General features: G+C 71.1%; 21 protein-coding genes. 9 read left to right on the top strand and 12 right to left on the bottom strand.

The window, feature by feature from the left end:
• On the top strand, positions 1-990 hold a 990-nt coding region (locus NBZ85_RS02900), incomplete at its 5' end, for a DUF4407 domain-containing protein (protein WP_261561471.1).
• A 90-nt stretch (positions 991-1,080) separates the two neighbouring features.
• On the opposite strand, the gene NBZ85_RS02895 is transcribed toward NBZ85_RS02900, so the two are convergent.
• The 5 genes from NBZ85_RS02895 to NBZ85_RS02875 all read right to left on the bottom strand — a co-directional run bounded on the left by NBZ85_RS02895 (position 1,081) and on the right by NBZ85_RS02875 (position 5,314).
• A complete protein-coding gene (locus tag NBZ85_RS02895) occupies positions 1,081-1,626 on the bottom strand; it encodes a DUF3618 domain-containing protein (RefSeq protein ID WP_261553927.1) in 546 nt (181 codons plus the stop codon).
• 112 nt (positions 1,627-1,738) lie between these two features.
• Positions 1,739-2,320, bottom strand: a complete 582-nt coding sequence (locus tag NBZ85_RS02890; protein ID WP_261553928.1) for a phage holin family protein — start codon at positions 2,318-2,320, stop codon at positions 1,739-1,741.
• 92 nt (positions 2,321-2,412) lie between these two features.
• Complete coding sequence (locus NBZ85_RS02885; protein ID WP_261553929.1) at positions 2,413-3,519, bottom strand: YihY/virulence factor BrkB family protein; 1,107 nt, start codon at positions 3,517-3,519, stop codon at positions 2,413-2,415.
• 93 nt (positions 3,520-3,612) lie between these two features.
• Positions 3,613-4,497 (bottom strand): alpha/beta fold hydrolase, encoded by an 885-nt coding sequence (locus tag NBZ85_RS02880; RefSeq protein WP_261553930.1) that lies wholly within the window; start codon positions 4,495-4,497, stop codon positions 3,613-3,615.
• A gap of 307 nt (positions 4,498-4,804) precedes the next feature.
• Positions 4,805-5,314, bottom strand: coding sequence for an MSMEG_0572/Sll0783 family nitrogen starvation response protein (locus NBZ85_RS02875; RefSeq protein ID WP_261553931.1), 510 nt, complete (start codon positions 5,312-5,314; stop codon positions 4,805-4,807).
• 462 nt (positions 5,315-5,776) lie between these two features.
• Between NBZ85_RS02875 and NBZ85_RS02870 the strand changes: the two genes are divergently transcribed.
• The 5 genes from NBZ85_RS02870 (at position 5,777) to NBZ85_RS02850 (ending at position 12,318) form a co-directional block, all read left to right on the top strand.
• Complete coding sequence (locus NBZ85_RS02870) at positions 5,777-6,598, top strand: metallophosphoesterase (protein ID WP_261553932.1); 822 nt, start codon at positions 5,777-5,779, stop codon at positions 6,596-6,598.
• A gap of 1,056 nt (positions 6,599-7,654) precedes the next feature.
• A complete protein-coding gene (locus tag NBZ85_RS02865) occupies positions 7,655-8,791 on the top strand; it encodes a DegT/DnrJ/EryC1/StrS family aminotransferase (protein ID WP_261553933.1) in 1,137 nt (378 codons plus the stop codon).
• Positions 8,792-8,793: 2 nt separating this feature from the next.
• Complete coding sequence (locus NBZ85_RS02860; protein ID WP_261553934.1) at positions 8,794-9,771, top strand: NAD-dependent epimerase/dehydratase family protein; 978 nt, start codon at positions 8,794-8,796, stop codon at positions 9,769-9,771.
• Between the two features lie 2 nt (positions 9,772-9,773).
• Positions 9,774-11,213: an MGDG synthase family glycosyltransferase gene (locus NBZ85_RS02855; protein WP_261553935.1), complete on the top strand. Its 1,440-nt coding sequence runs from the start codon at positions 9,774-9,776 to the stop codon at positions 11,211-11,213.
• Positions 11,214-11,253: 40 nt separating this feature from the next.
• The gene (locus NBZ85_RS02850) at positions 11,254-12,318 is read left to right on the top strand and encodes a DMT family transporter (protein ID WP_261553936.1); all 1,065 of its coding nucleotides are present in this window, start codon (positions 11,254-11,256) and stop codon (positions 12,316-12,318) included.
• 202 nt (positions 12,319-12,520) lie between these two features.
• Here the strand turns inward: NBZ85_RS02850 and NBZ85_RS02845 are convergent, their stop codons facing one another.
• On the bottom strand, positions 12,521-13,282 hold the full coding sequence (locus NBZ85_RS02845) for an NUDIX hydrolase (protein ID WP_261553937.1): 762 nt from the start codon (positions 13,280-13,282) through the stop codon (positions 12,521-12,523).
• 80 nt (positions 13,283-13,362) lie between these two features.
• Between NBZ85_RS02845 and NBZ85_RS02840 the strand changes: the two genes are divergently transcribed.
• Together NBZ85_RS02840 and NBZ85_RS02835 are read left to right on the top strand one after the other, a co-directional pair.
• Complete coding sequence (locus tag NBZ85_RS02840) at positions 13,363-14,403, top strand: SPFH domain-containing protein (RefSeq protein WP_261553938.1); 1,041 nt, start codon at positions 13,363-13,365, stop codon at positions 14,401-14,403.
• On the top strand, positions 14,400-15,326 hold the full coding sequence (locus NBZ85_RS02835; RefSeq protein ID WP_261553939.1) for a hypothetical protein: 927 nt from the start codon (positions 14,400-14,402) through the stop codon (positions 15,324-15,326). The genes NBZ85_RS02840 and NBZ85_RS02835 overlap by 4 nt, the downstream gene beginning before the upstream one ends.
• 164 nt (positions 15,327-15,490) lie before the next feature.
• Here the strand turns inward: NBZ85_RS02835 and NBZ85_RS02830 are convergent, their stop codons facing one another.
• The 3 genes from NBZ85_RS02830 to NBZ85_RS02820 form a co-directional block, all read right to left on the bottom strand.
• The gene (locus tag NBZ85_RS02830) at positions 15,491-15,649 is read right to left on the bottom strand and encodes a hypothetical protein (protein WP_205446998.1); all 159 of its coding nucleotides are present in this window, start codon (positions 15,647-15,649) and stop codon (positions 15,491-15,493) included.
• An 870-nt stretch (positions 15,650-16,519) separates the two neighbouring features.
• Positions 16,520-16,762 (bottom strand): DUF397 domain-containing protein, encoded by a 243-nt coding sequence (locus NBZ85_RS02825; RefSeq protein WP_261553940.1) that lies wholly within the window; start codon positions 16,760-16,762, stop codon positions 16,520-16,522.
• A complete protein-coding gene (locus NBZ85_RS02820) occupies positions 16,759-17,619 on the bottom strand; it encodes a helix-turn-helix domain-containing protein (protein ID WP_261553941.1) in 861 nt (286 codons plus the stop codon). Before NBZ85_RS02820 ends, NBZ85_RS02825 begins: the two co-directional genes overlap by 4 nt.
• A 620-nt stretch (positions 17,620-18,239) precedes the next feature.
• On the opposite strand from NBZ85_RS02820, the gene NBZ85_RS02815 reads away from it, so the two are divergent.
• Complete coding sequence (locus NBZ85_RS02815) at positions 18,240-18,518, top strand: hypothetical protein (RefSeq protein ID WP_261553942.1); 279 nt, start codon at positions 18,240-18,242, stop codon at positions 18,516-18,518.
• Here NBZ85_RS02815 and NBZ85_RS02810 read toward each other — a convergent pair.
• From NBZ85_RS02810 to NBZ85_RS33945, 3 genes are all read right to left on the bottom strand, one after another.
• Complete coding sequence (locus NBZ85_RS02810) at positions 18,506-19,672, bottom strand: SPFH domain-containing protein (RefSeq protein ID WP_261553943.1); 1,167 nt, start codon at positions 19,670-19,672, stop codon at positions 18,506-18,508. The genes NBZ85_RS02815 and NBZ85_RS02810 overlap by 13 nt on opposite strands.
• A gap of 15 nt (positions 19,673-19,687) precedes the next feature.
• Positions 19,688-19,927, bottom strand: coding sequence for an NfeD C-terminal domain-containing protein (locus tag NBZ85_RS02805; protein ID WP_261553944.1), 240 nt, complete (start codon positions 19,925-19,927; stop codon positions 19,688-19,690).
• A 213-nt stretch (positions 19,928-20,140) separates the two neighbouring features.
• On the bottom strand, positions 20,141-20,500 hold the full coding sequence (locus NBZ85_RS33945; RefSeq protein WP_308204936.1) for a helix-turn-helix domain-containing protein: 360 nt from the start codon (positions 20,498-20,500) through the stop codon (positions 20,141-20,143).
• Between the last annotated feature and the right edge of the window lie 14 nt (positions 20,501-20,514).

Here is a 20,514-nt window from a genome sequence, read left to right as displayed (position 1 = left end):
GGGCCGGCCACCGTCATGCGGATCTTCATCGCCGTCTGCGCCGCGCTGCTCGTCGGGGAGACGCTGCTGCTGAGCATCTTCGCGCCGTCGATCGCGCCGCGGGTGACCCAGATCCGGCAGGAGGATCTCGGCCGGGTGCTGCGCGGTTGGGACGCCAACCAGCTCGGCGAGCAGCGCGCCCTGCGCGACGACCTCGCCGCCCGCCAGCGCGCGCTGGATGGCGCCCACGGCCTCGTCACCGGCAAGACCACCGAGGTTAACTGCCAGCTCACCGGGGGCGAGGGCTGTCTGGGCGGCGAGGGACCGGTGTATCGGATCAAGCTGGGCGAGCTCGGCGCCGCGACCGCGGCGGTCACCATCGCGACCCGCCAGCGCGACGCTGCCCAGGCCCGGTTGGACGCCTTCGACCAGTCCCGCGAGACCCGCCGCGCGCACTTCCGCGATCAGCAGGCCACTACCGTCGACGCCGCCGACGACCTGCTGATCCGGGAGAAGGCCTTCTGGCGGCTGACGGTCGCCGACCGATCCGTGCTGCTGTGGCGGACGGTGCTGACCCTGCTACTGCTCGGCATCGATCTCGGCCCGCTGATGTTCAAGCGGACGCTGGAGCAGACGGAGCTGCGGCGCCGGGAGCGGCTCCTCCAGTGGCGGGGAGAGACCGCGGACGAGGTCGACGCCCAGCAGATCGCCCAGACCGCACGTCGCCGCGGTGAGCTCGCCGAGACCCTCGCCGAGGACGCCGCCGGCCGTTATGGCCTGTATGTGCGGCGCCGAGACGAGATCGGCACCTCGCTGCGGGTCGCGGCCGACCTCGCCGACGCCGACGTCGACCGGGAACAGATCCGCATCGACCGGGACAGCCGGATCCGCGACCTGCGCATCCGGTACCGCGTGCCGGACCCGGCGCCGCCGCAGGACCCCGCCGAACCCACCAGCCGTTCCGACCGTCTCGACCGCACCGACCGTCTCGACCGCGGCGCACCGCCCTGAGTCGTCGCACCGCGCGACAACGCCCGGGCACGTGGGGTCAGTCCCGCACGTGCCCGGGCGTCCTGGTGGCCGGATCCCCGGCGACCGGCGTCAGTCGAGTTCGCCTCCGCCCTGGCGTCGGCGGCGCAGCACGATCAGCAGCAGCGCGAGCAGCGCCGCGGCGGCTGCCGCTGCCGAGCCGCTGGTCCTGGGGTTCGCGGCGGCCTTCTGCCGGCCGGCGTTGACCGCCCCGCCCGCCGTGTCACGCACCTGGCTCACCTTCGCCGCGACCTGGGGGTGAGCGTCGAGCTGGCGGTGGACCGTCTGGCTGGCGGAACCGGCGGCGCTGCCGGCGGTCTCCCGGGCTCGCTGCGCCGTCGCCGTGACCTGCGGATGGGCGTCGAGCTGGCGGCGCACCGTCGCCTTGGCCTGGTCCGCGGTCTGGCGAGCCTTCTCGGTGGCGGTGCCCGTCGTCGCGGCCACCTTCGGCCGTACCGATTCGGTCGCTGAGCTCACCCGGCGACGAAGGTCCTGCGCCGTGCGCCCGGCCACCTTCTGCGGGCTGACACGGTCGGAGAGCTCGTCGAGATCGTCGCCGAGTCGCGCGCGGGTCGCTTCGATGTCGGATCGGATCTCATCCGGACTCGTGCTGGTCACTGGCCCACCTGCCCTTTTCTGTCGCGGTCTGCGCCGTTGTCGAGGTCTTGCGTTGTCGGGGTCTTGTGCTGTCGGGGTCCGTGCTGTGCGAGCGATTGCGAGCGAGCCGGGCCTACTTGCGCAGGCTCTGCGCCCACTGGACGTCCTCGCGCAGCGTCTCCACGGTCTGCGTCGGGGCCGGGTGGACCTTACGGACGGTCGAACGACCCTTCAGCGCCAGCACGGCCGCGACGGCGCCGAGGACGACGGTGACGATGAGGGCCGCCCAGCCAAGCGCCATCACCTCACCCAGCCCGAACATGACGGCCAGCAAGGCGAACAGCAGCGCGAAGTACCCGGCGCCGCCGGCGCCCGCGAACATGCCGGCCCCCTTGCCGGCCTTCTTCGCCTCCTCGCGGACCTCGGCCTTCGCGAGGGCGACCTCCTGGCGGAACAGCGTGGAGATGTCCGTGACGACCTCGGAGACGAGGTGCCCGGTCGAACCGCGGCCCGCGGAGTGCCCGTCGCCGTCGTGGCGCGCGGCCGAGGGCAGACCCGCCGAGGGCGGGGCTGCCGCGGCCGACGCGGCCGGGGTGCGCTGCACCTGAGTGGACCCGTCCGGCGCGCTGGCGCCGGCACCGCCAACGTAGGCAGTAGTGTCTTCCGGGTACGGATCGGCAGTGACGTCCGGCTGCTGACGGTATGTGCTCGTCATGGGGTCTCCTCGCGGGTTCTCCTGGCGGGGCGTCCGCGTGGCGGCACCCGTGAAACAACGTGTGGTCTGCGGAATTCCCCACCTTGGGCTGCTTAACCACGCCTCTCGTGGTGCCGGGAACGAATACCCGTTGTGATCCGTTGGGCTATGCCCGCCGGGTGGTCCTCGGCGGTCCCGTCTTCTTGATCGTCTTCGTCGGATTCCGGCCGGTCCCAGGGGCGGCGCACGCCGACGGGGGAGGCCTCCGGATAGGTCTCGGGCGCGGTGGCGCCGGTCGCCTCGCGGGCCGCCTCCGCGTTGAGCAACGCGCCGATGAGCACGACTGTGACGGCGTAGTACAGCCACAGCATGAGGATGACGACGCCGCCGAGGGTGCCGTAGGTCTTGTTGTAGTGGCCGAAGGCGCGCACGTAGAACGAGAACGCCACCGACGCGACGATCAGCGCCACGGTAGCGACGACGGCCCCCGTCGACGCCCACCGCCAGTTCGCCGGCGTGTGGGCCGGGCCGAAGCGGTAGAGGGTGGTGATCGTGCCCAGCAGGAGCAGCGCCAGCACGAGCCACTGCACGACCGTGAGCAGCATCCGCACCGTCGCATCGGACACCTGGTGGGACAGCAGGGAGCCGCCGGCGGTGATGCCGCCGACCACCAGCACCGCGACGACCACGCCGCCGAGGCTCATCGCGACCGCGAGCGCCCGCAGCCGGATCGGCCCGCGCGTCTCCTCCTGCTCGAAGGCCACGGACACGGCCTTGATCAGATTCTGTGTGCCGGAGGAAACCGCCCAGAGCACCCCCGCGAGGCTCAGCAGCAGGCCCAGGCCGAGCCCGGAGTGGTTCGTCGAGACGATGCCGTTCAGCCAGTCCCGCAGCACCGCGCTGGTCGACGGCGCCAGCGAGTCGGACAGGTCGGCGATCTGGTCGCTCACCGTCTGGGGGCTGGCGACCAGGCCGTAGACGGTGAGCACCGCGATGGCGGCAGGAAAGATCGACAGGATCGCCCAGAACGCCACCCCGCTGGCGAGCAGCGGGATCGACAGGATGCCGAGCTGCGACTTCACCCGCTTCGCGACAGCGAGCCAACCCTGGGTGGGGACGGAGGTGGGGCCGTGCTCGGGCGGGTCGACCTCCCGCACCGGTCGGCTGGTCCGGCGCCGGCGGTCGTCGTGGCGATGCCCCAGGAGGGTGGACGGATTCATGGCTATCTCCGCTGCCGTCGTGACATGGCGGCAGATGTACCCGTCCGATCCTGGTCAACCCTCCCGCCGGGGCATCAGCCCCGGCGGAGTCGGTCAGTCGGTGCGTTCCTGAGGGGAGGAGTGCTCCCAGTCGGCGAGGATGGTGCGGATGCCCGTGACCAGCAGCAGCGGCCGGTCGAGCATCACATGGTGACCGGCGAGCGGGATCTCGATGACCGGCGCCACCCGGCCGAGCAGGTTGTACATCTGCACCCCGATGTCCGGTGTCAGCAGGCCGCACTCGGCCCGGAACAGCGCGACCCGGCAGTGCACCTTGCGTAGTACCTCCGGGGAGGGGGTGCGGTTGCCGAACACCTTCGGGTCGAACTTCCAGGTCCAGCCCCCCTGCACCGAGCCGATCGACCCCCGGGCGATGTGATCGATGATGAACGGTAGCGAGCTCGGCTGGTCCGGAACCGTGCGGAAGCGGGCGAGGGCGTCGGTCGCGGTCGGGTAGACCCGCAGCGGCCCGAAGGCGGTGCGGTCGCGGGCGGCCCGCTCCTCCGGGGTGAACTCCTGGACGGGGGAGTCGACGACGACGATGCCGGCGACCCGGTCCGGGTACTCGGCGGCCGTCGTGATCGTGACCCAACCGCCCAGGCTGTGGCCGATGATGATCGGCGGCGAGGCGATCCCGGCATGATCGATGACGGCGATGACCTCCGCCGCCCACATGCTCAGCGTGTAGTCCTCGCGCCGGTCACTGTCGCCGTGCCCGGACAGGTCCAGGGCGACTACCCGGTACTCGCTGGGGATCAGGGGGGCGATGTGGTCCCACCACCCCGCGTGCGCGGCACCGCCGTGGACCAGGACGATCGCCGGCCGTCCGGCCGCACCCCAGCAGCGGTAGCTGATGGTGGCGCCGGCGACCTTGGTCTCGTTCCGCTGCGGTCGGCTGTCGATGGCGGCCTCGAACCAGGCCGGTGCTTCGTCTTCCATCCCAGATCTCTGCCGTTCGGTTCGTGGGCGGGTGGCTTCGGCCGCCGGCCGGACGGCCGGCGACGTGTCCCACCCTGATACAACACCGCTCGCCCGGAGTTCCGGCCCTTCCGGGGCAGGTTGTCGGATTGGCGATGTATCACCTGGCGCGCTGCGACGGGGCTGTGACGCGGGTGTGATCCTCTCCGGTGGCTCGTGGACCGGCGGTAATCAGCCGATGCCCGTCCAGGCATGGCCGAGGTCGTGGGCTCAGCCGGGGGCACCGGTCGGCCCGTCCGGGCCGGGCCGCCGGGGTGGATCCGGCCGGTCAGAACATGAACGTGGAATTAATGATCGCACCTCGGCGGGTATACTCGATGACGCAGTCCTGGATGTCCAGTGGATGCGCGGGTATTACTCCTTCGATGAGATCCTCCTCGCGCAGACCATGCAGCGACAGCCCAAACCGGCAGACGTAGACCTTCCCGCCCTCCCTGATGAAGGTCTCGATCTGATGATTGATGTTGTGCTCACCCGGAAACGCGGAATCGCCAGTGTGCGGAAATCCTCGGGTCGCCATCGTGTTCATCGCGCCGGGTCCGTAGAAATAGAGTACGGACTCGAAGCCCTTGCGTAGGGCGCGGGTGGCCTGCAGTATCGCGAGGAAGCTGACCGACGACTCGTGCGCGATCCCGTGGATGAGGGTTAGGTGGCACTCGCCGTCGCGGGCCTGGTAGTCCGGGAAGATCTTGGTTGAGCCGTATAGCTTGCTACCCGGCGGAAGCGCCGGGTGGGGAACCTCGTTGAGGCTCTGCCGGTCGTTCTCCGTCAGCTCCATCAAAGCTCCTCGATCGGGCCGGGGGCGTGACCATGCGGATCGCCTGTCGCCGGTCTCGCCGAAGTGCCGTCGGTCGTCGCCGACGATAAAACGCGGGACGTAACCGGCCGTCGGCACGCTCCGCGGGGATCCCCTCGCTGCACGGGTTGCAGTCAAGCACCTCGCTGATTCCTGTGTGCGACGAACACCGCGATCCGCAGGAAAGCCTAAGCCTTCTGGTCCCGGTGTGGCCACGGTGGACCGGACGGCATTGCCATCCGCTACAATTGGGTTCTTTCTTTGCACCTATTGCCCGACATTGGGCGTCTTGCGGCTACCGGTCCGCGCCAGCCGGTTCCAGCGACGGTGCGGTGATTGTTCGCCGGGCGGTTCGGCCGCAGCTCGGTGAACGTTCGGCGGCGGCACGGCGTGGGGATCGGCGAGCGCTCGGCGACGCAGCGGCGGACCGGGGATGCTGATGGGGTGCGATATGCCGTGCTTGCCGACCTCCATGGCCGGCCGAAGGCCCTGCGGCGCATCCTCGCCGCCGCCGCGGTGGCGGGGGCCGACGAGATCGTCTGCCTCGGCGACTACCTGGAGGCGAAGGTCCCGCGCCGGCTGCACGATCCCGCGCGGTTCTGGCCGCTGGATCGGGTGGTCGACCCCGACCCGGTGCTGTGGTCGCGACTCGCCGGCATCCGTCGGGTGCTGGGCAACCAGGAGCTGCGCATCCGAGAGCTGCTGCGGCCCGGGCAGGTGCCCCCCGACCTCGCCGTGCTGCTCGACGCACCGGAGCGGGATCGCCTGCACGGCGTCCTGGGCCTGCACGGCCACCAGATTCGTTGGACGACCGGTCGTGCCGAGCCCGCCGGCGGCCCGGTCGAGCCCGCCGGCGGCGCGATCGAACTGGCCGGGGTGGCGGGGCAGAGCCCCGTGGACGGGCGTGACCTGCTGGTGCCGGTCGCCGCCGACGTCCCCCGGGTGCCGGTCGTGGTGGTGGGGCACACTCACCAGGAGGCTGTGTTCGAGATCGTCTGGTCGAGTGCCGCGTCAGGCGGCGATGCGGCGGACGCCCCGGCGACGCGGCTCGCGGGGTCGGCTGCGACCGTCCGGGCGCTCCTCGTCGAGCCAGGCCAGCCGGTACTGGTACACGGCCCGTCACGGGTCGCCCGTCGGCCTGGTGCGAGCCTGCCCGGTACCTCCACGCTGGTGGTCAATGTCGGGCCTGCCCGAGGCAAGCCGTCCCACTGGATGTTGTATGACACGGACCGTGGCGAGATGAGCTTTCAGCGCGCGGTTCGATAGTCAATGGTCCATTGTCCAGCACGTTGTGGTGCCGTATGGCAAGAGTCATATGCTAGTGACTTTGGTCCTGTCGCATCGGACAGATGGGGGTCGTACACTTTCACCAGTCCCGGTGAAGTTCTCCACCTGCGTTCCCCCCGTACGTCAGGTGAGGTGGCTTCGCCGGGACTTCTTGTGTCTGGGTGGCTGCGGAGAGTGCGCATGCCGAAGCTGTCGCTCCACTATCCCGACCTTGGCCGGTGCCGTGCCACCGATCACCCCCACAGGGTGAATCTGAGTCGCTGCACTCCACGCCCCGACGTCGTCGCCCGCGCCCGCGGGCCGCGCCGGCCCGACCCCCCGCGGGTCGCCGCGGCGCTGGCCCGCCCCGCCGATCAGCTTCTCCAGGTGGGCACACTCGACCGGTTGATCCCCGCCGCGTGGTGTCCCCCGCTGCCCCGCCGGTCCGCTCGATCATCCCAGTCCGGACGGGCGCGCTCCGTCTCGACAGGGTGACGGGAGGGTGACCGAATGCCACAGCGGGTATCGGAGGCGCGAGGATGCTCCGTGCACCCGGCGGCGTCCGGCTCGTCGGTGGGGAGGGAGGGGGCACCCACGTTCAATCACTGTCCGCTCGGGAGTGAGCGTCTTCAGCGATACAGATGAACGGTCCGACAGTTGGCGTCGCTTTGCCGACAGGTTCGACTACGTTCGGGCAGATGTGAGATGTTTCGTAGATAACCTGTGTGGGCCGTAGCTGCGCCGTCGACCGGGGTCGATAGCCTGTTTTGGGCATGTACTGACAAAGCTGGGCGTTGCAACCGGACGAGTCGGAGGGGGCGCGGTCGCGTCGGCGGGAGACCGGCGTAATCCGGGGCCGTGGGGTCGCGAGGGTCGCGGCCGCCAGAGATGTTCCGCAGCACGGCGACGCCGTCTCGCGGATGCCCGCGGGCCCGACATCGCGGCAGGGCCGCAGTGCCGGGCGACCGGGGTCCGCGTATCGGCGCGCCACCGTGATGCGGCGCATCCGGAGCAGTGCCCGCTCACACGGATAACTCGGAAGACAGGGGTGAACAGGTGCATGTCCCCGCGGCGCGCATCGTCTTCTCACCGGAGGATCGCGCGGAGATCGCGTCGGCCACGACCGAGATCCTTTCCACCGGTGCGATGACCTTGGGTGCTCATACCGATGAATTCGAGGCGGCATTCGCCGCCGCCCACCGGGCCCCGTTCGCGGTGGCCGTGAGCAGTGGAACGGCCGCGCTGGAGATCATTCTCCGAAGTCTGGGCGTTCAGGGTGCGGACGTCGTCGTCCCCACCAACACATTCGCCGCAACCGCCTTCGCGGTGCTCCGGGCTGGGGCGAACCCGGTCTTCGCGGATGTGAGTCCGGACACTCTCGCGCTGACCGCCCGTGACGTCGAGGCGGCCCTGACCCCCAGCACCCGGGCCGTCATCCTGGTGCACGTCGGCGGCCTGATCCCGCCGGACATCGCTGAACTCGTGGCGTTCTGCGCCCACCGCGGCCTCCTGCTCGTCGAGGACGCGGCGCACGCCCACGGCTGCCGGCACGGCGAGACGTACGCCGGCTCCTTCGGGGCGGCGGGCGCATTCTCGTTCTACCCCACCAAGCTGATCACCAGCGGCGAGGGTGGGATGATCGTCACTGCCGACCCCGCGATCCACGAGGCCGCGCTGATCTACCGCGACCAGGGCAAGGCGGGTTTCCTCGGTAACACCCACATCAAGCAGGGCTATGCCTGGCGCCTCAGCGAGATGCACGCCGTCACCGGCAAGGTGCACCTGCGCCACCTCGACGAGTTCCTGGCGGTCCGCGCCGCCGTGGCCGCCCGCTACGACGCCGCTCTCGACGCCCTCGACGGTGTCGTCCGCCTGCAGGTGCCCGAGGACGACGTCTGCAACTACTACAAGTACATCGTCCTGCCTCGGCCCGGCGTCGACCGGGCGCGGCTGAAGAAGGAGCTCAAGGAACGCCACGGAGTCTCGCTCAGCGGTGAGGTCTACGAGGCGCCGCTGCACCAGCAGCCCGTCTTCAGCGACTACGCGGGCCGCTCGCTGCCGGTCGCGGAGGACCTGTGCGCTCGGCACGTGTGCCTGCCGATCCATTCCGACATGACCGATGCGGAGGCCGACCACGTGGTCACCTCCTTCGCCGCCGCGCTGGCGAGTCTCGACCTGGACGGGTGTGCGTGAGCATGAAGATTGCCGTTACCGGTGGCTCGGGGTTCATCGGCAGCCACGTCGTGGACCGGCTCCTCGACGCCGGCCACGATGTCCTCTCCCTCGACGTCGACTCCCGGCCGAGCGACCCGCGGGCCACCAGCCGGCAGGTCGACGTGCTCGACCTGCCGGGGCTGACCGCGGCGCTGGCCGGGGTCGAGGCGGTTTTCCACGTCGCGGGGATGTCCAACGTCGACTTCGCCTATGCCGATCCGGCGCGTACGGTGCGCCTCAACGTCGAGGGCACCGGCAACGTCTGCGAGGCGGCCCGGCAGGCCGGGGTCGCCCGCGTGCTGTTCGCCAGCACCGTGTGGGTCTACGGCGCGGTCGGGGAGCAGGCAGATCCGGCGCCGCTCACCGAGGACGCCGAGATCACGCTCGGGCGCGCCGGCCACGTCTACACCTCGACGAAGCTCGCCGCCGAGCTGCTGCTGCACAGCTACCAGCAGACCTACGGGCTGCCCTTCACGATCCTGCGCTACGGCATCCCCTACGGCCCCGGCATGCGCGACGAGCTGGTGCTGGCCCGGTTCGTCCACAAGGCGCTCGGCGGGGAGTCACTCACCGTCGCCGGCGACGGGCAGCAGTTCCGTAACTACGTGTTCGTCCGCGACCTCGCAGACGCCCACGTGCAGGCGCTGCGGCCCGAGGCGGAGAACGCCACCATCGCCCTGGAGGGCGCCGAGGCGGTCAGCGTGCTGGAGATGGCGCAGGCAGTGTGCCGCCACTTCCCCGGCACGGCGATCGAGCACGTGCCGGCCCGGCCGGGTGACTTCCGGGGCCGGGAGGTGTCGGCGCAGCGGGCGCTTGACCTGCTGGGCTGGCAGCCGACCACCCCGTTCACGGACGGGGTACGGCAGTACATCGAGTGGTACCTGGCAAACCGGCGGCCCCCGGCACAGGCCGTCCAGCCCGTCGACGACCTAGACGTCTCCGCAGCGTCCTCGGAGTAACCATGGCGCAGATCGGCGGTATCACGGTGAGCGGACCATCCGAAAACGGCGATCCGGCGGCGACCGCCGCCCTCACGACCCGGCCCTCCGCGGAGGGCCGGCCGGCGGGGGCGGTGTCGGCTGCCGGACGTCACGGTGACGACAAGGCGTCCGTCCGCGGCGGACCGGTGATCGACGGTCTCGCGGTGCAGGAGGCCGCGGCTACGGCCCTGCTCGCCGGGGCCGGTGGTGGGCCTGCCCAGACGCGGCCGCGGCCGGGCAGGTCGCCCGACGGCGTCGACGGGTTCGCCGCCGCCGACGCGGCGGACCGCACCGGGGCTGCGGCGGAGCAGGCGTCGACCCGCCGCGGATCGGCGCTGCTGCTGTCCGGCTCGCTGGGCATGGGACACGACGTCATGGCCGAGGCGTGCGGGGCATCGCTGGCCCGGCGCGGGTTCACCGCCCGGACCGCCGACAGCCTGCGCATGCTCGGTGGGCGCAACGGCTCCCGCGGGGAGAAGGTCTTCCGCGGGATGATCGCGGTGCCGGGCCTCTACGACGCCGTGCACTTCTCCCAGATGCGCACCGGCGGGCGGCTGGCCCTGGCGATCGAGCGGGCGTCGAGTCGCTACGTCGTCCCGGCGCTGCGCGAGGAGCTCACCGAACACCCGACCGATCTCGTCATCTCCATCTTCGCCACCGGCGCCGCGGCGACCAGTCGGGTCAAGCCGGAGTTCCCCGGCCTGGTCACCGCGGTGTTCTCCACCGACTGTTGCGTGCACCGGCTGTGGGTGCACGACAACACCGACCTTTACCTGGTCACCTCGCAGACCGCCGCCCGCTACGTGCGGCGGTTCGCGCCCAACGCGCTCGTTTCGGTCGTGCCGACCCCGGTGCGCGAGCCGTTCTACGACCCACCGAGCCAGGAGGAGGCACGCGTGGCGCTCGGCATCCCGGCCGACGCCCCGTGCGTGCTGCTGATGTCCGGCTCCTGGGGGCTCGGGCCACTGGTCGAGGGCGCCGCGGCGATGGCGGCGGCGGGAATCTACGTGCTCGCGGTGGCCGGACGCAACAAGCCGCTGGCAGCGCGGCTGACCGCCCTGTCCGAGCGGCAGCACAAGGTCATCCCGTTCGGCTTCACCGACCGCATCCCGGCGCTGATGGCCGCCAGTGACCTGGTCGTCACCTCCTCCGGGGACACCTGCAGCGAGGCGCGGGTGATCGGCCGGGATCTGCTGCTCATCGACGTCGTGCCAGGGCATGGCCGGGACAATCTGCAGAAGGAGCTCGAGCGCGGGCACGCTGAGGTCACCAACACCGATCCGGTGTCGCTGACCCGCTCCGCGCTTGCCTGCCTCGACCGGGTCAAGCCCCCCTCGGACCGGGTGGCGATCGGGCCGCAGGCGTGGGAGCAGGCATTCGGCTCCGCCCTCGCGCAGATCGGCTTCGGTGCCCACTGGTGAGACGCGTCGGTGGTGAACCCGTGAGCGGGATGGCGCGCGGATGAGCAGGGCGCTGGCACTCGGCCTTCCCACCGCGATGGTGTCGGCCGCCCTCTACGGGGTCGCCCCACTGGTGCAGGCGCGGGCCGCCCGGCGGGAGGAGGAGAGCTCCGGCCTGGGCCTGGGCCTGCTGGCCCGGTTGGTGCTGCGCCCACTGTGGCTGCTCGGGCTCGCCGTCGAGGCAGCTTCGTTCCTGCTGGAGGTCTACGCCCTGTCGGTCGCGCCGGTGGCGATGGTCGCCCCGGTGATGGCCCTCGATATGATCATATTTACATTACTGGCCCAGCGGGTGCTCGGTGAGCGGATCAGCCTGACGGGCTGGCTGGGCGTCGGCTCGATGGTCGCCGGGGTCGGCCTGCTCGCCTACGCCTTCGCCCGGCGCGCCGAGGTTGGCGCCGCGGCCAGCACGGACGTCCTGCTCGCCTTCCTCGTCCTCGGCCTGATCTTCGCGCTGGTGTGCGCGTTCTTCGCGAACGTCGCCGCCGCCCGGCACATGATCGCCGGGGCGGCGTTCGGGTTCGGCGCGGCCGCCGGCGTCTGCTACGCCATCGCCACCCTCGCGACCCGGCAGATCGGCCTGGCGGTCAACGACCGTCGGGAGGGCCAGTCCGCGCTCGCCGACCTGCTCACCACGCCGACGCCGTACGTCCTCGTGCTGTTCTCCGTGCTGGCGCTCGGCCTTCAGCAGCGCGGCCTGCAGGGCCGGGCCGCGGTGATCGCCTTCCCGGTGACGAGTGGCGTGTCCGCCTTCCTGCCGGTGACCCTGGGGCTGACGCTGTTCGGCGAGCCGGCCCCGGACGGTGCCCAGCGGGTGGCGTTCGTCGTCGCGATGGTGATGGTGGCCGCCGGCATCGCCGCCCTCGGGCGTGACCGGATGGCGGCGAATCGTTCCGTGGACGAGTTGGAGGGCGCGGCGCGCCCAGCCGACAGGTCGGATTCCGAGCGGCCGGACTCCGAGCGGCCGGACTCCGACCTCGGACGGCTGCCGCACCACGGCGACGACCCGTGGAATCCGTCGGGCCGGGCAGATGGCGGTCAGAACGCCGCGCTGCGGGAACTCGGCTGATCCGGAGGCGCGCTCGGACCGGGCGACGAATCGTCACCAAGGACGCGGACCGGCACGGTCGTTAACCCTGGCGGCATGCTTCAAAACTTATAGTGACGCCGTATGTGCTTTCGGTGAGATAGTCGAGGTGGCCGGCCGCCCGGGTTCACCCCCCGATCGCCCGGGCGCCCGGCCGCCTTCCGCCCGCGGCCACCCGGCCCGCTCAGGGTAGCCGTGGGACGGGCCGGAGCATCGCGGGATGCAGCACCGGGGCGTCGCCCCGTCGGTACAGCTCCGCGGGCCGCCCTCCGTCCCGAGTGGTGAAACGCCCGGTCGGGACGAGGAAGCCCGCCGTCCCGGTCACCTTGCGGTGGAAGTTGCGGGGGTCCAGCCGCGCGCTCCAGACCAGCTCGTAGATGCGGCGTAGCTCCGCCACCGTGAACTCGGGCTCGCAGAACGCCGTCGCCGCCGCACTGTATTCGATCTTGGATCGGGCGCGCTCGAGCCCGTCCGCGAGGATCGTCGCGTGGTCGAAGGCCAGTCCGGGCCCGTCGTCGGCGGTCGCGACCGGGGCCCAGTAGCTCGCGGCGGCGTCCGTGCCGGCGATCGGCGTGCGCGACTGCGGCGCGAGCGCGAGGAAGGCAACCGTGACGACCCGCCCGCGGGGATCGCGTTGCGGCGCGCCGTAGGTCGCCAGCTGCTCGAGGTGCGCCGGCGGGTGGCGCAGCCCGGTCTCCTCCGCGAGCTCGCGCACGGCCGCCTCGGCGAGATCCTCCCCCGGCCGGACGAAGCCGCCCGGCAGGGCCGGGCGGTCCAGGAAGGGCTCGATGCCGCGGCGCACCAGCAGCACCTGAAGCCGCTCCTTGCGGACCGTCAGCAGGACCAGATCGACGCTGAGCGCGACCGCCACGAGGTCCGGCGGCAGCGCTGCGCCGCCAGCGGGGTGAGCGGTCGTGTCGGGAGACGGCTCCGGCGGAGACTGCATGGGGGAACCATACTCGTCAGGTTGACGAAAACCCTCGTCCCCGTTTATCGTCGATTCGACGATAAAGAGAGGGCGTTCTCATGGCGGACATCAGCAGGGTCCCGTTCCTATGCCACCTGCGGGGCACCCCCACCGCGTACATTCGCCACCAGCGCGGCGCGGCCGCCGCCCACGAGGGCGTCGGCCTGGTCTTCTGGTACCGCCCGCGCACGGCGGTGATCAGCGAGGTGCCGGTCGACGACCGGGAGCTGGCGGTGCTCTTCCACGCGCGGACCGCCGACTTCCAGGACGTCGCGGTGCAGGCCACCGTCACCTACCGGATCGCCGACCCGGTGCTGGCCGCCACCCGCCTCGACTTCGGCATCGACCCCGAGCTCGGCACCTGGCGGGAGAAGCCCCTCGACCAGCTCGCCGGGATGATCAACGAGTTCGCCCAGGAGTACGCCTCGGACCTGCTCGCCCGCACGTCACTCACCACCGCCCTCGCCGAGGGGGTGCCGGTCATCCGGGAGCGGGTGACCGACGGCCTGCGCGGGGACGCCCGCCTGGTCCAGACGGGGGTGAGTGTGGTCGGGGTCCGGGTGGTCGCCGTCCGCCCGGCGCCGGACGTGGAGAAGGCGCTGCGCACGCCCACCCGGGAACAGATCCAGACCGAGGCCGACCGGGCCACCTACGGCCGCCGCGCGCTCGCGGTCGAGCAGGAGCGGCGCATCGCCGAGAACGAGCTGCAAAGCAAGATCGAACTGGCTGTGCGTGCGGAGCGGCTCGTGACCCAGGAAGGCGCCAACGAGCAGCGCCGGATGACCGAGCAGGCGGCGGCGGCCCGCATCGCCGCCGCAGCGGAGGCGGAGCGGGCCGAGACGGCCGCCCGCTCGCAGGCCGAGCGGGTCCGGGTGGAGGCGGCGGCGCGGGCCGAGGCTGTGCGTCTGGTCGGGCAGGCCGAAGCCGAGGCCGAGGCGGCCCGGGTCGCCGCGGTCACCGGCCTGGACACCTCCGCGATGGTCGCGCTCGCCGTGCGCGACCTCGCCGACCATCTGCCCGCGATCGGGGCGCTCACCATCACCCCCGACGTGGTCACCGAGACGGTCGCCCGGTTCGTCCGCGCCGGCACTCCCCGGTGAGCCTCGCCCCGCGCGCGGTGCTTGTGCACCGGCGCACCGAGTACGCCGAGCTGCTCGACCGGCACGGCACCCGCGGCCAGGCCGCGTTCTTCCTGGCCTCCCGCGGGCGGGAGCTTGCCGAGGTGCAGGCCGCCCACGACGCCGCCGCGGCGGCCCGCCAGGCGGCCGCCGCGGCGATCCCGCCGCACTGGCGCCGCGGCGAGGTGGAGCGGACCGATCTCGACCGGTTCCTGTTCGCCTCGGACGACGTGGTCGTCTGCGTCGGGCAGGACGGGCTCGTCGCGAACGTCGCGAAGTACCTCGACGGGCAGCTCGTCCTGGGGATCAACGCCCAACCCGCCCGCACGCCGGGTGTCCTGGTCCGGCACGCCCCGAGCGAGGCCGCCGCCCTGCTGCGCACCGTCGACGGATCGCCGACGGACGCCGCCCGGGGGCTCGGCCGCCTGCTACAGGAGCTGACCATGGTTGAGGCCCGCTCCGACGACGGCCAGCGCATCGTCGCTCTCAACGAGGTCTACGTCGGCGATCCCGGACATCAGACCGCCCGGTACCGGCTGCGGGTGCCCGCCGGCGGGGGCGCCCCGGTGAGCGAGCGGCAGGCGTCGTCCGGGCTGCTGGTCGGCACCGGCACCGGCGCGACGGGGTGGTGCCGGTCGGTCTGGGCGCAGCGGCGCAGCGAGCTTCCGCTGCCGGCGCCGACCGTCGGCGCGCTGGCCTGGTTCGTCCGCGAGGCGTGGCCGTCGCCGGCCACGGGCACCGCTTGCACCGAGGGCAGCCTCACCGGGCCGGCGCGACTTGAGATCCTGGTGGAGGCGGATCGGATGGTCGTGTTCGGAGACGGTATCGAGGCGGATGCAATCGAGCTGTCCTGGGGGCAACAGCTCACCGTCGGCGTGGCCGACCGCCGCCTGCGCCTCGCCTGACACGCGCCGACGCCGGGAATGCCGACGCCGGGAATGAGGTCAGCTGCGACGGCGAGCCCGACGGCCGGGCCGGGAGGTCCAGGGGCGGCCTGGCCGGCGGAGCGCGCCGGTAGCGGACGGGCCGGCCGGCGGCCGGCGCCGCCCGCCTGGCCTGAGCCGGCCCATCACACTCCGAAGCGTTCGAGGGCCTTGCGGACCCGGAGGTTCGCCTGCGCGAAGGAGATCTTCCCGTCCACATACGCCGACAGGGCCGCGCGCCGAACACGTTCGACGCGCTGATCTTTCATCGGGGTGTTGAGCAGGTTGGTCGTGGCGGTGGCCACGGCAATCACCTCCCAGTGGCAGGGGAACAGGATGGTGGGAGTGCGTATCGATCTGGGTCCGCGACGCCCGCAAACCGCCGGTGGCGTCGGGGACGTCGACGCCCGGCGGATCCAGATGCGGACCGACCGTGATCAAGTTCGAGGGAGTGCCCGGCATGCGGGCGGATGTGCCGTCCGCAGCTAGGACGGCGACGGGATGGCGGCCCCGCCGGCCACCGGTCCCGTTTGATGCCGGCCCGCAGCCGGCAGGAGACACGACGCGGCCACGAGGTTCGTGCCCGTACGCGCGGCATGGTGGACCTCGGGACCGAGCACCTGCGGCGACACGGCCACCCCGACCGTGACGTCGCGGCGCCGCATGCGGGTAGCCGTACAGTCAGAAATGATCACAACGACTGCCCTCCTCCGCGTTGGGCGGGCATTCGCAGCCCGCGTGGCCCGTCCAGCGGGCGAAGGTGGCCGAGCGTTGTCCCATGCCGCCACGGCGCCGGGAGCGTCCGGTCCGCCGGCCCACCCTGCGCGATGGGCGGCGCGGACGTCGTGCCCCGGAAATGCCACGACCACAACGGGACGAACACTTGAACAACGAGGACCGACTGAACATCTACAAGAGTGCGCGACCGGGGGGCGTTGCGCAAGAGCCAACCGGCATGTGGTGCGGCCGCCACGGCACCGTCCGAACAGGAACCTCGGCCCGGTCGGGACGGGAACGCCGACGTTGATCGGCTCGTTCCAGCGCCGTGATCGGCGGCTCTTCCCGGCCCTGGCCCGGTCCGGTCGCATCCGGTAGAGGCGTCCGGGTCGGACCAGGGCGATGCCGGGCGCGGCCGGCAGGCTCGAGGCAGGCCGGTTCGCCAGGCCGGGCGTGGGTCAGGCCGGGTGGACCCTGGTCCGGTCGAACTCGCCGTCCCGTGCGCCGGCCAGGAAGGCGTCCCACTCGGCAGCCGAGAAGGCAAGCATGGGGCCGCGCGGGTTCTTCGAGTCACGCACCGCGATGCCCTCGCTCAAGGGGGCGACCTCCACGCACATGCCACCCGCTCCGTTGCTGTAGCTGCTCTTGCGCCAGGCCAGCTCGGAGGGTCCGCCCAGATCGGGCTTCGCAAACCTGGTCATCTTAACTCCTTTGCGACGGATAGTATCATCTGTACAGATTCTTCTGGCCGCAGGGCGGCGGCCAGAAGGTGATTCATCTTCAACTTATAGCGTCGGACTTCGGCAGCACGCTCCAGGTAAAGACTGCCGGCCGCCTCTTCTATATAGACCACTTCGTGGTCTTGCGAGTCGGGGAATCCGAGTATCGAGAATGCGCTGCCCAGGCCGGCATGCGCGCCCACCGAGAACGGGAGGACCTGGATCGTCACATTCGGGAGTTCGGACCGTTTGGCGAGGAATTCGAGCTGGTCGCGCATGACTGCTCGGCCACCGATCTCCCGGCGCAGCACTGCCTCATCCAGGATCACCCACAGCCGGGGATGGTCGGGGGTGGTGAGCCGGCGTTGCCGGTCCATCCGCAGGGCGATCTTGCGCTCGACCTCCTCCTCGCCGATCTCCAGGTCATCGGCCTGGATGACCTGCCGGGCGTAGTCCTCGGTCTGGAGCAGCCCGTGGACGAGCTGGGACTCGTATACCTGGATCGACGCGGCATCGCCCTCCAGACCGATGTAGATCTCGAACCAGGCTGGTACGACGTCGTGGTAGGAGTGCCACCAGCCGTGCCGACGGGACTCCCGGGCCAACGCCATCAGTGCGTCGCGCTGCTCACCCTCCGTGACATCATACAGGTTGAGCAGGTCGGACACGTCGCGCGTGCGTACCGGCACCCGCCCGTTCTCCATCCGGCTGACCTTCGAGACCGAGCAGCGAAGCAGTTGGCAGACCTCGTCGACCGAGACCCCCGCCGTCTCTCGCAGGCGCCGTAACTCGGCGCCCAGCCGCCGCCGCCGCACAGTCGGACCGCCGCTTGTGGCCATCGCTCGTCCTTCGGTCTGCTCGGAGTGATGGGTGCATCCTGCCACTGGATCGCCACTCCTCATACACAGTGCACAGCTCTGGGTAGCGAAACTCTTACAGAAGCTCTTGCAGATGGTCGATGCAGGGGGCATGCTTCGGGTCTTGGCTAACTTTGAGTGGCGAGCTTGACGCTCTGAGTGAAAACTTGATGCAGTGGCGAATCACGGGGAGTAGTTGATGGTGATCGCGCAGGGTCCGCACCATCGATGCGGCGACCATGCCGGTTCGACCGGCCGGGCGGCGTCGGCGCTGCCACACGCCGCCGCCACGGGGTCCGCCGCCACGGTCCCGACAGCCCCGACTGCCCTGATCGCACCGCCCTTCACAACCAGGGCGCGGCCCGCCACCGTGAGGCCCGCGGCCGGTCAGTCGGCGATCGGGTGGCCCACCTCCGCTCGGCATGCCGGCACGCGGGCCGGAGCCGGCGGCCGCCGACCGCCGGCTCCGGGCGGGTGGGCGTCGATCCCCGCCCGGAGCCGGCCAATTCACCGTCGTGGGCCGGGTCGATTCCACGGGCCGGACCGCGCGCCGTGGACTGCTCCACGGGTCTCATTATCCAATACAACTGAAAGGCGTGACAATGGCGACTCGCCGATTCCAGGTCTACGATGGCGATGGCGAACTGGTGGCCACCTTCCGCGAGTGGGAGGCGGCGCACTCCTGGGCGCACCGCCGGGCGACAGAGGCGGGGACCCGAATTCCTGTTCAGGTCGAGGACCGGGTCGAGCGGCGGACCTGGACGATCGAGGCAGATCAATGCCGCCTCACGGTGTGGCGGCGCCACGTGGAGTATGGATACTGCGGCCGGACGGAGGCGCGCCCCGTCGCAGCCGGCCGCAAGCACGTCTACGTCTCCTGAATGGGCCGGGGCGCCGCGATGCCGGGGTGTTTGGCGCGGGCGCCGGCGCCGTTGTCGTGGCCCTCGGGGGCGTGCGCCGGCTGCCGGACGCCTGCGCGTAGCGCCTCGAAGATCGCCACGCCCTGCCCGGCGAGGCCGGTGGCAATCTCACCGATGCCCTCCACGCCGTTGAGCACCGTCACGTTCGCGCCCGCCAGCCCCGATGCCGCCTGCCGGACGATCTCCGGGAGCTGGTCGATGAGCATCCGGTCGAGGGCGACCCGGTTGTGCGATGCGGCCGCCTCCGCCTGAATCCTCATCTTCTCGGCCTCGGCGAGGGCGAGGACACGGACTCGCTCGGCCTCCGCCTCGGCGGGCTTGACGACCTCGGTGATGAGCTGCTGCTGGCGCAACTGAGCCTCCCCTTCGGCCAGCTCGGTTCGCGCCGCGGTCACCGCCACCTCCGCCTGGGCCTTCGCCAGCGGCCCGGCCTGCGAGGCCTCGGCCTGGGCCCGGTCGATCTCCGCCCGGTACTGGGCCTGGACGATGGACGTCTGCCGGGCGTATTCCGCCTGCGCCCGCTGCGAGCGTTGCTCGGCCTCCGCGGCGGCCTGGTTGGCCTCGGCCTGAGCGATCTGCGCCTGGCGCTGGATGGCGGCGTTGTGCGGTGCCGCGATTGCCGTGATGTAGCCGAGTTTGCCGTCGTCGATGGACTGGATCTGTAACGCGTCGATGGTCAACCCGATCCGGGCCATCTCCGCCTTGGACCCGTCGAGCACCTCGGTGGCAAGCTTCTGCCGGTCACGGATGATCTCCTCGACCGTCATCGAACCGATGATCGAACGCAGGTGACCGGAGAAGATCCGTCCCGTCAGTACCGCCATCTGGCCCTGGTCCGACAGGAAGCGCTGGCCGGCGTTGACGATGCTTTCGCTGTCGTTGCCGACCTTGAAAGCGATCACGGCCCGGACGTTGAGTGAGATGCCCTGGTAGGTGACGCATGTTTCCGCGACCTCGGCCTCGCACATCGCCAGCGTCAGGAAGCGCACCTTGCGGAAGAACGGCAAAATGAAGCCGCCGTGACCGGTGATCACTTTGAAAGGCATCCCACCGCGGTTCTTCCCACCTGAGACGAGCATCGCCTGGTCGGGTGCGGGGACTCGGTAACCAAACACGCCGCGAACCTTTCGTCAGAGATCGCCGCCGAAGACGGCGGCAGGATCCAGCCACGGCACTACCTCGACGGTCCGGGGCCCGCGCGTCCCGATGACCAGCACGGACGCGCCCTTGGGCAGCGGAGTGTCGGACAGCGCGAGAAACGTTTCGATTCCGCCGCGGACCCGGACCACCACCTCGCCCGGCCCGGCATCGCCCCGCGTGCCCACGATGAGCGCGCCGAGGTGGCCGATGACGGATGGATCGCCCACCATCCTCGAACCTCCTCCTCGCACGCGGCGGGCGCGGAAGGCTATGGCTATGGCTATGGCTAAACAGTCGTTGCAGGCGAGGAAAGACTACAAGTCGCCGTCCCCAAAATCAGGGTCTCGTCGCTGTCGACTTCTGTATTGACCGGGCGCGGTCCGTCTGTAGCCGGCCGGATCCTGCGCCACCTGCCTCCATCCCTGCTCAGCCTCCATCCCTGCTCAGCCTCCATCGCCTCGGCTGGTCGGACCTGGCGATGGCCGGACCGGCCCGAACCGGCGCTGGTAGGCGGTGGGTGTGAGGCCTGTGTGCCGGCGCAGCGCGACCCGCGGACTCGCGGCGGTCCCGAGGCCACTGGCGCAGGCGACGAGATCGAGGCGACGTTCCCCGCGTTCGAGTAGTCGGCAGGCCAGCGTGACCCGTTCGACGGTCAGCCACGCCAGTGGGGTAAGGCCGAGTTCGGTACGGAACCGGCGGTGCAACGTGGCCGGGCTGGACGAACTGCCGCTGCCCGCCGTCGCGGTGCGCCGCGAATACCAACCGCCGGCTGACCGCGTTCGCGACCTCGGCCCCAGGGCCACGTCGGATGAGGTGC

This window comes from Frankia tisae (assembly GCF_025403405.1).
GTDB lineage: Bacteria > Actinomycetota > Actinomycetes > Frankiales > Frankiaceae > Frankia > Frankia tisai.
Note: the sequence above shows the minus strand (reverse complement) of the source record. Positions and strands in the feature narration are given on the sequence as shown.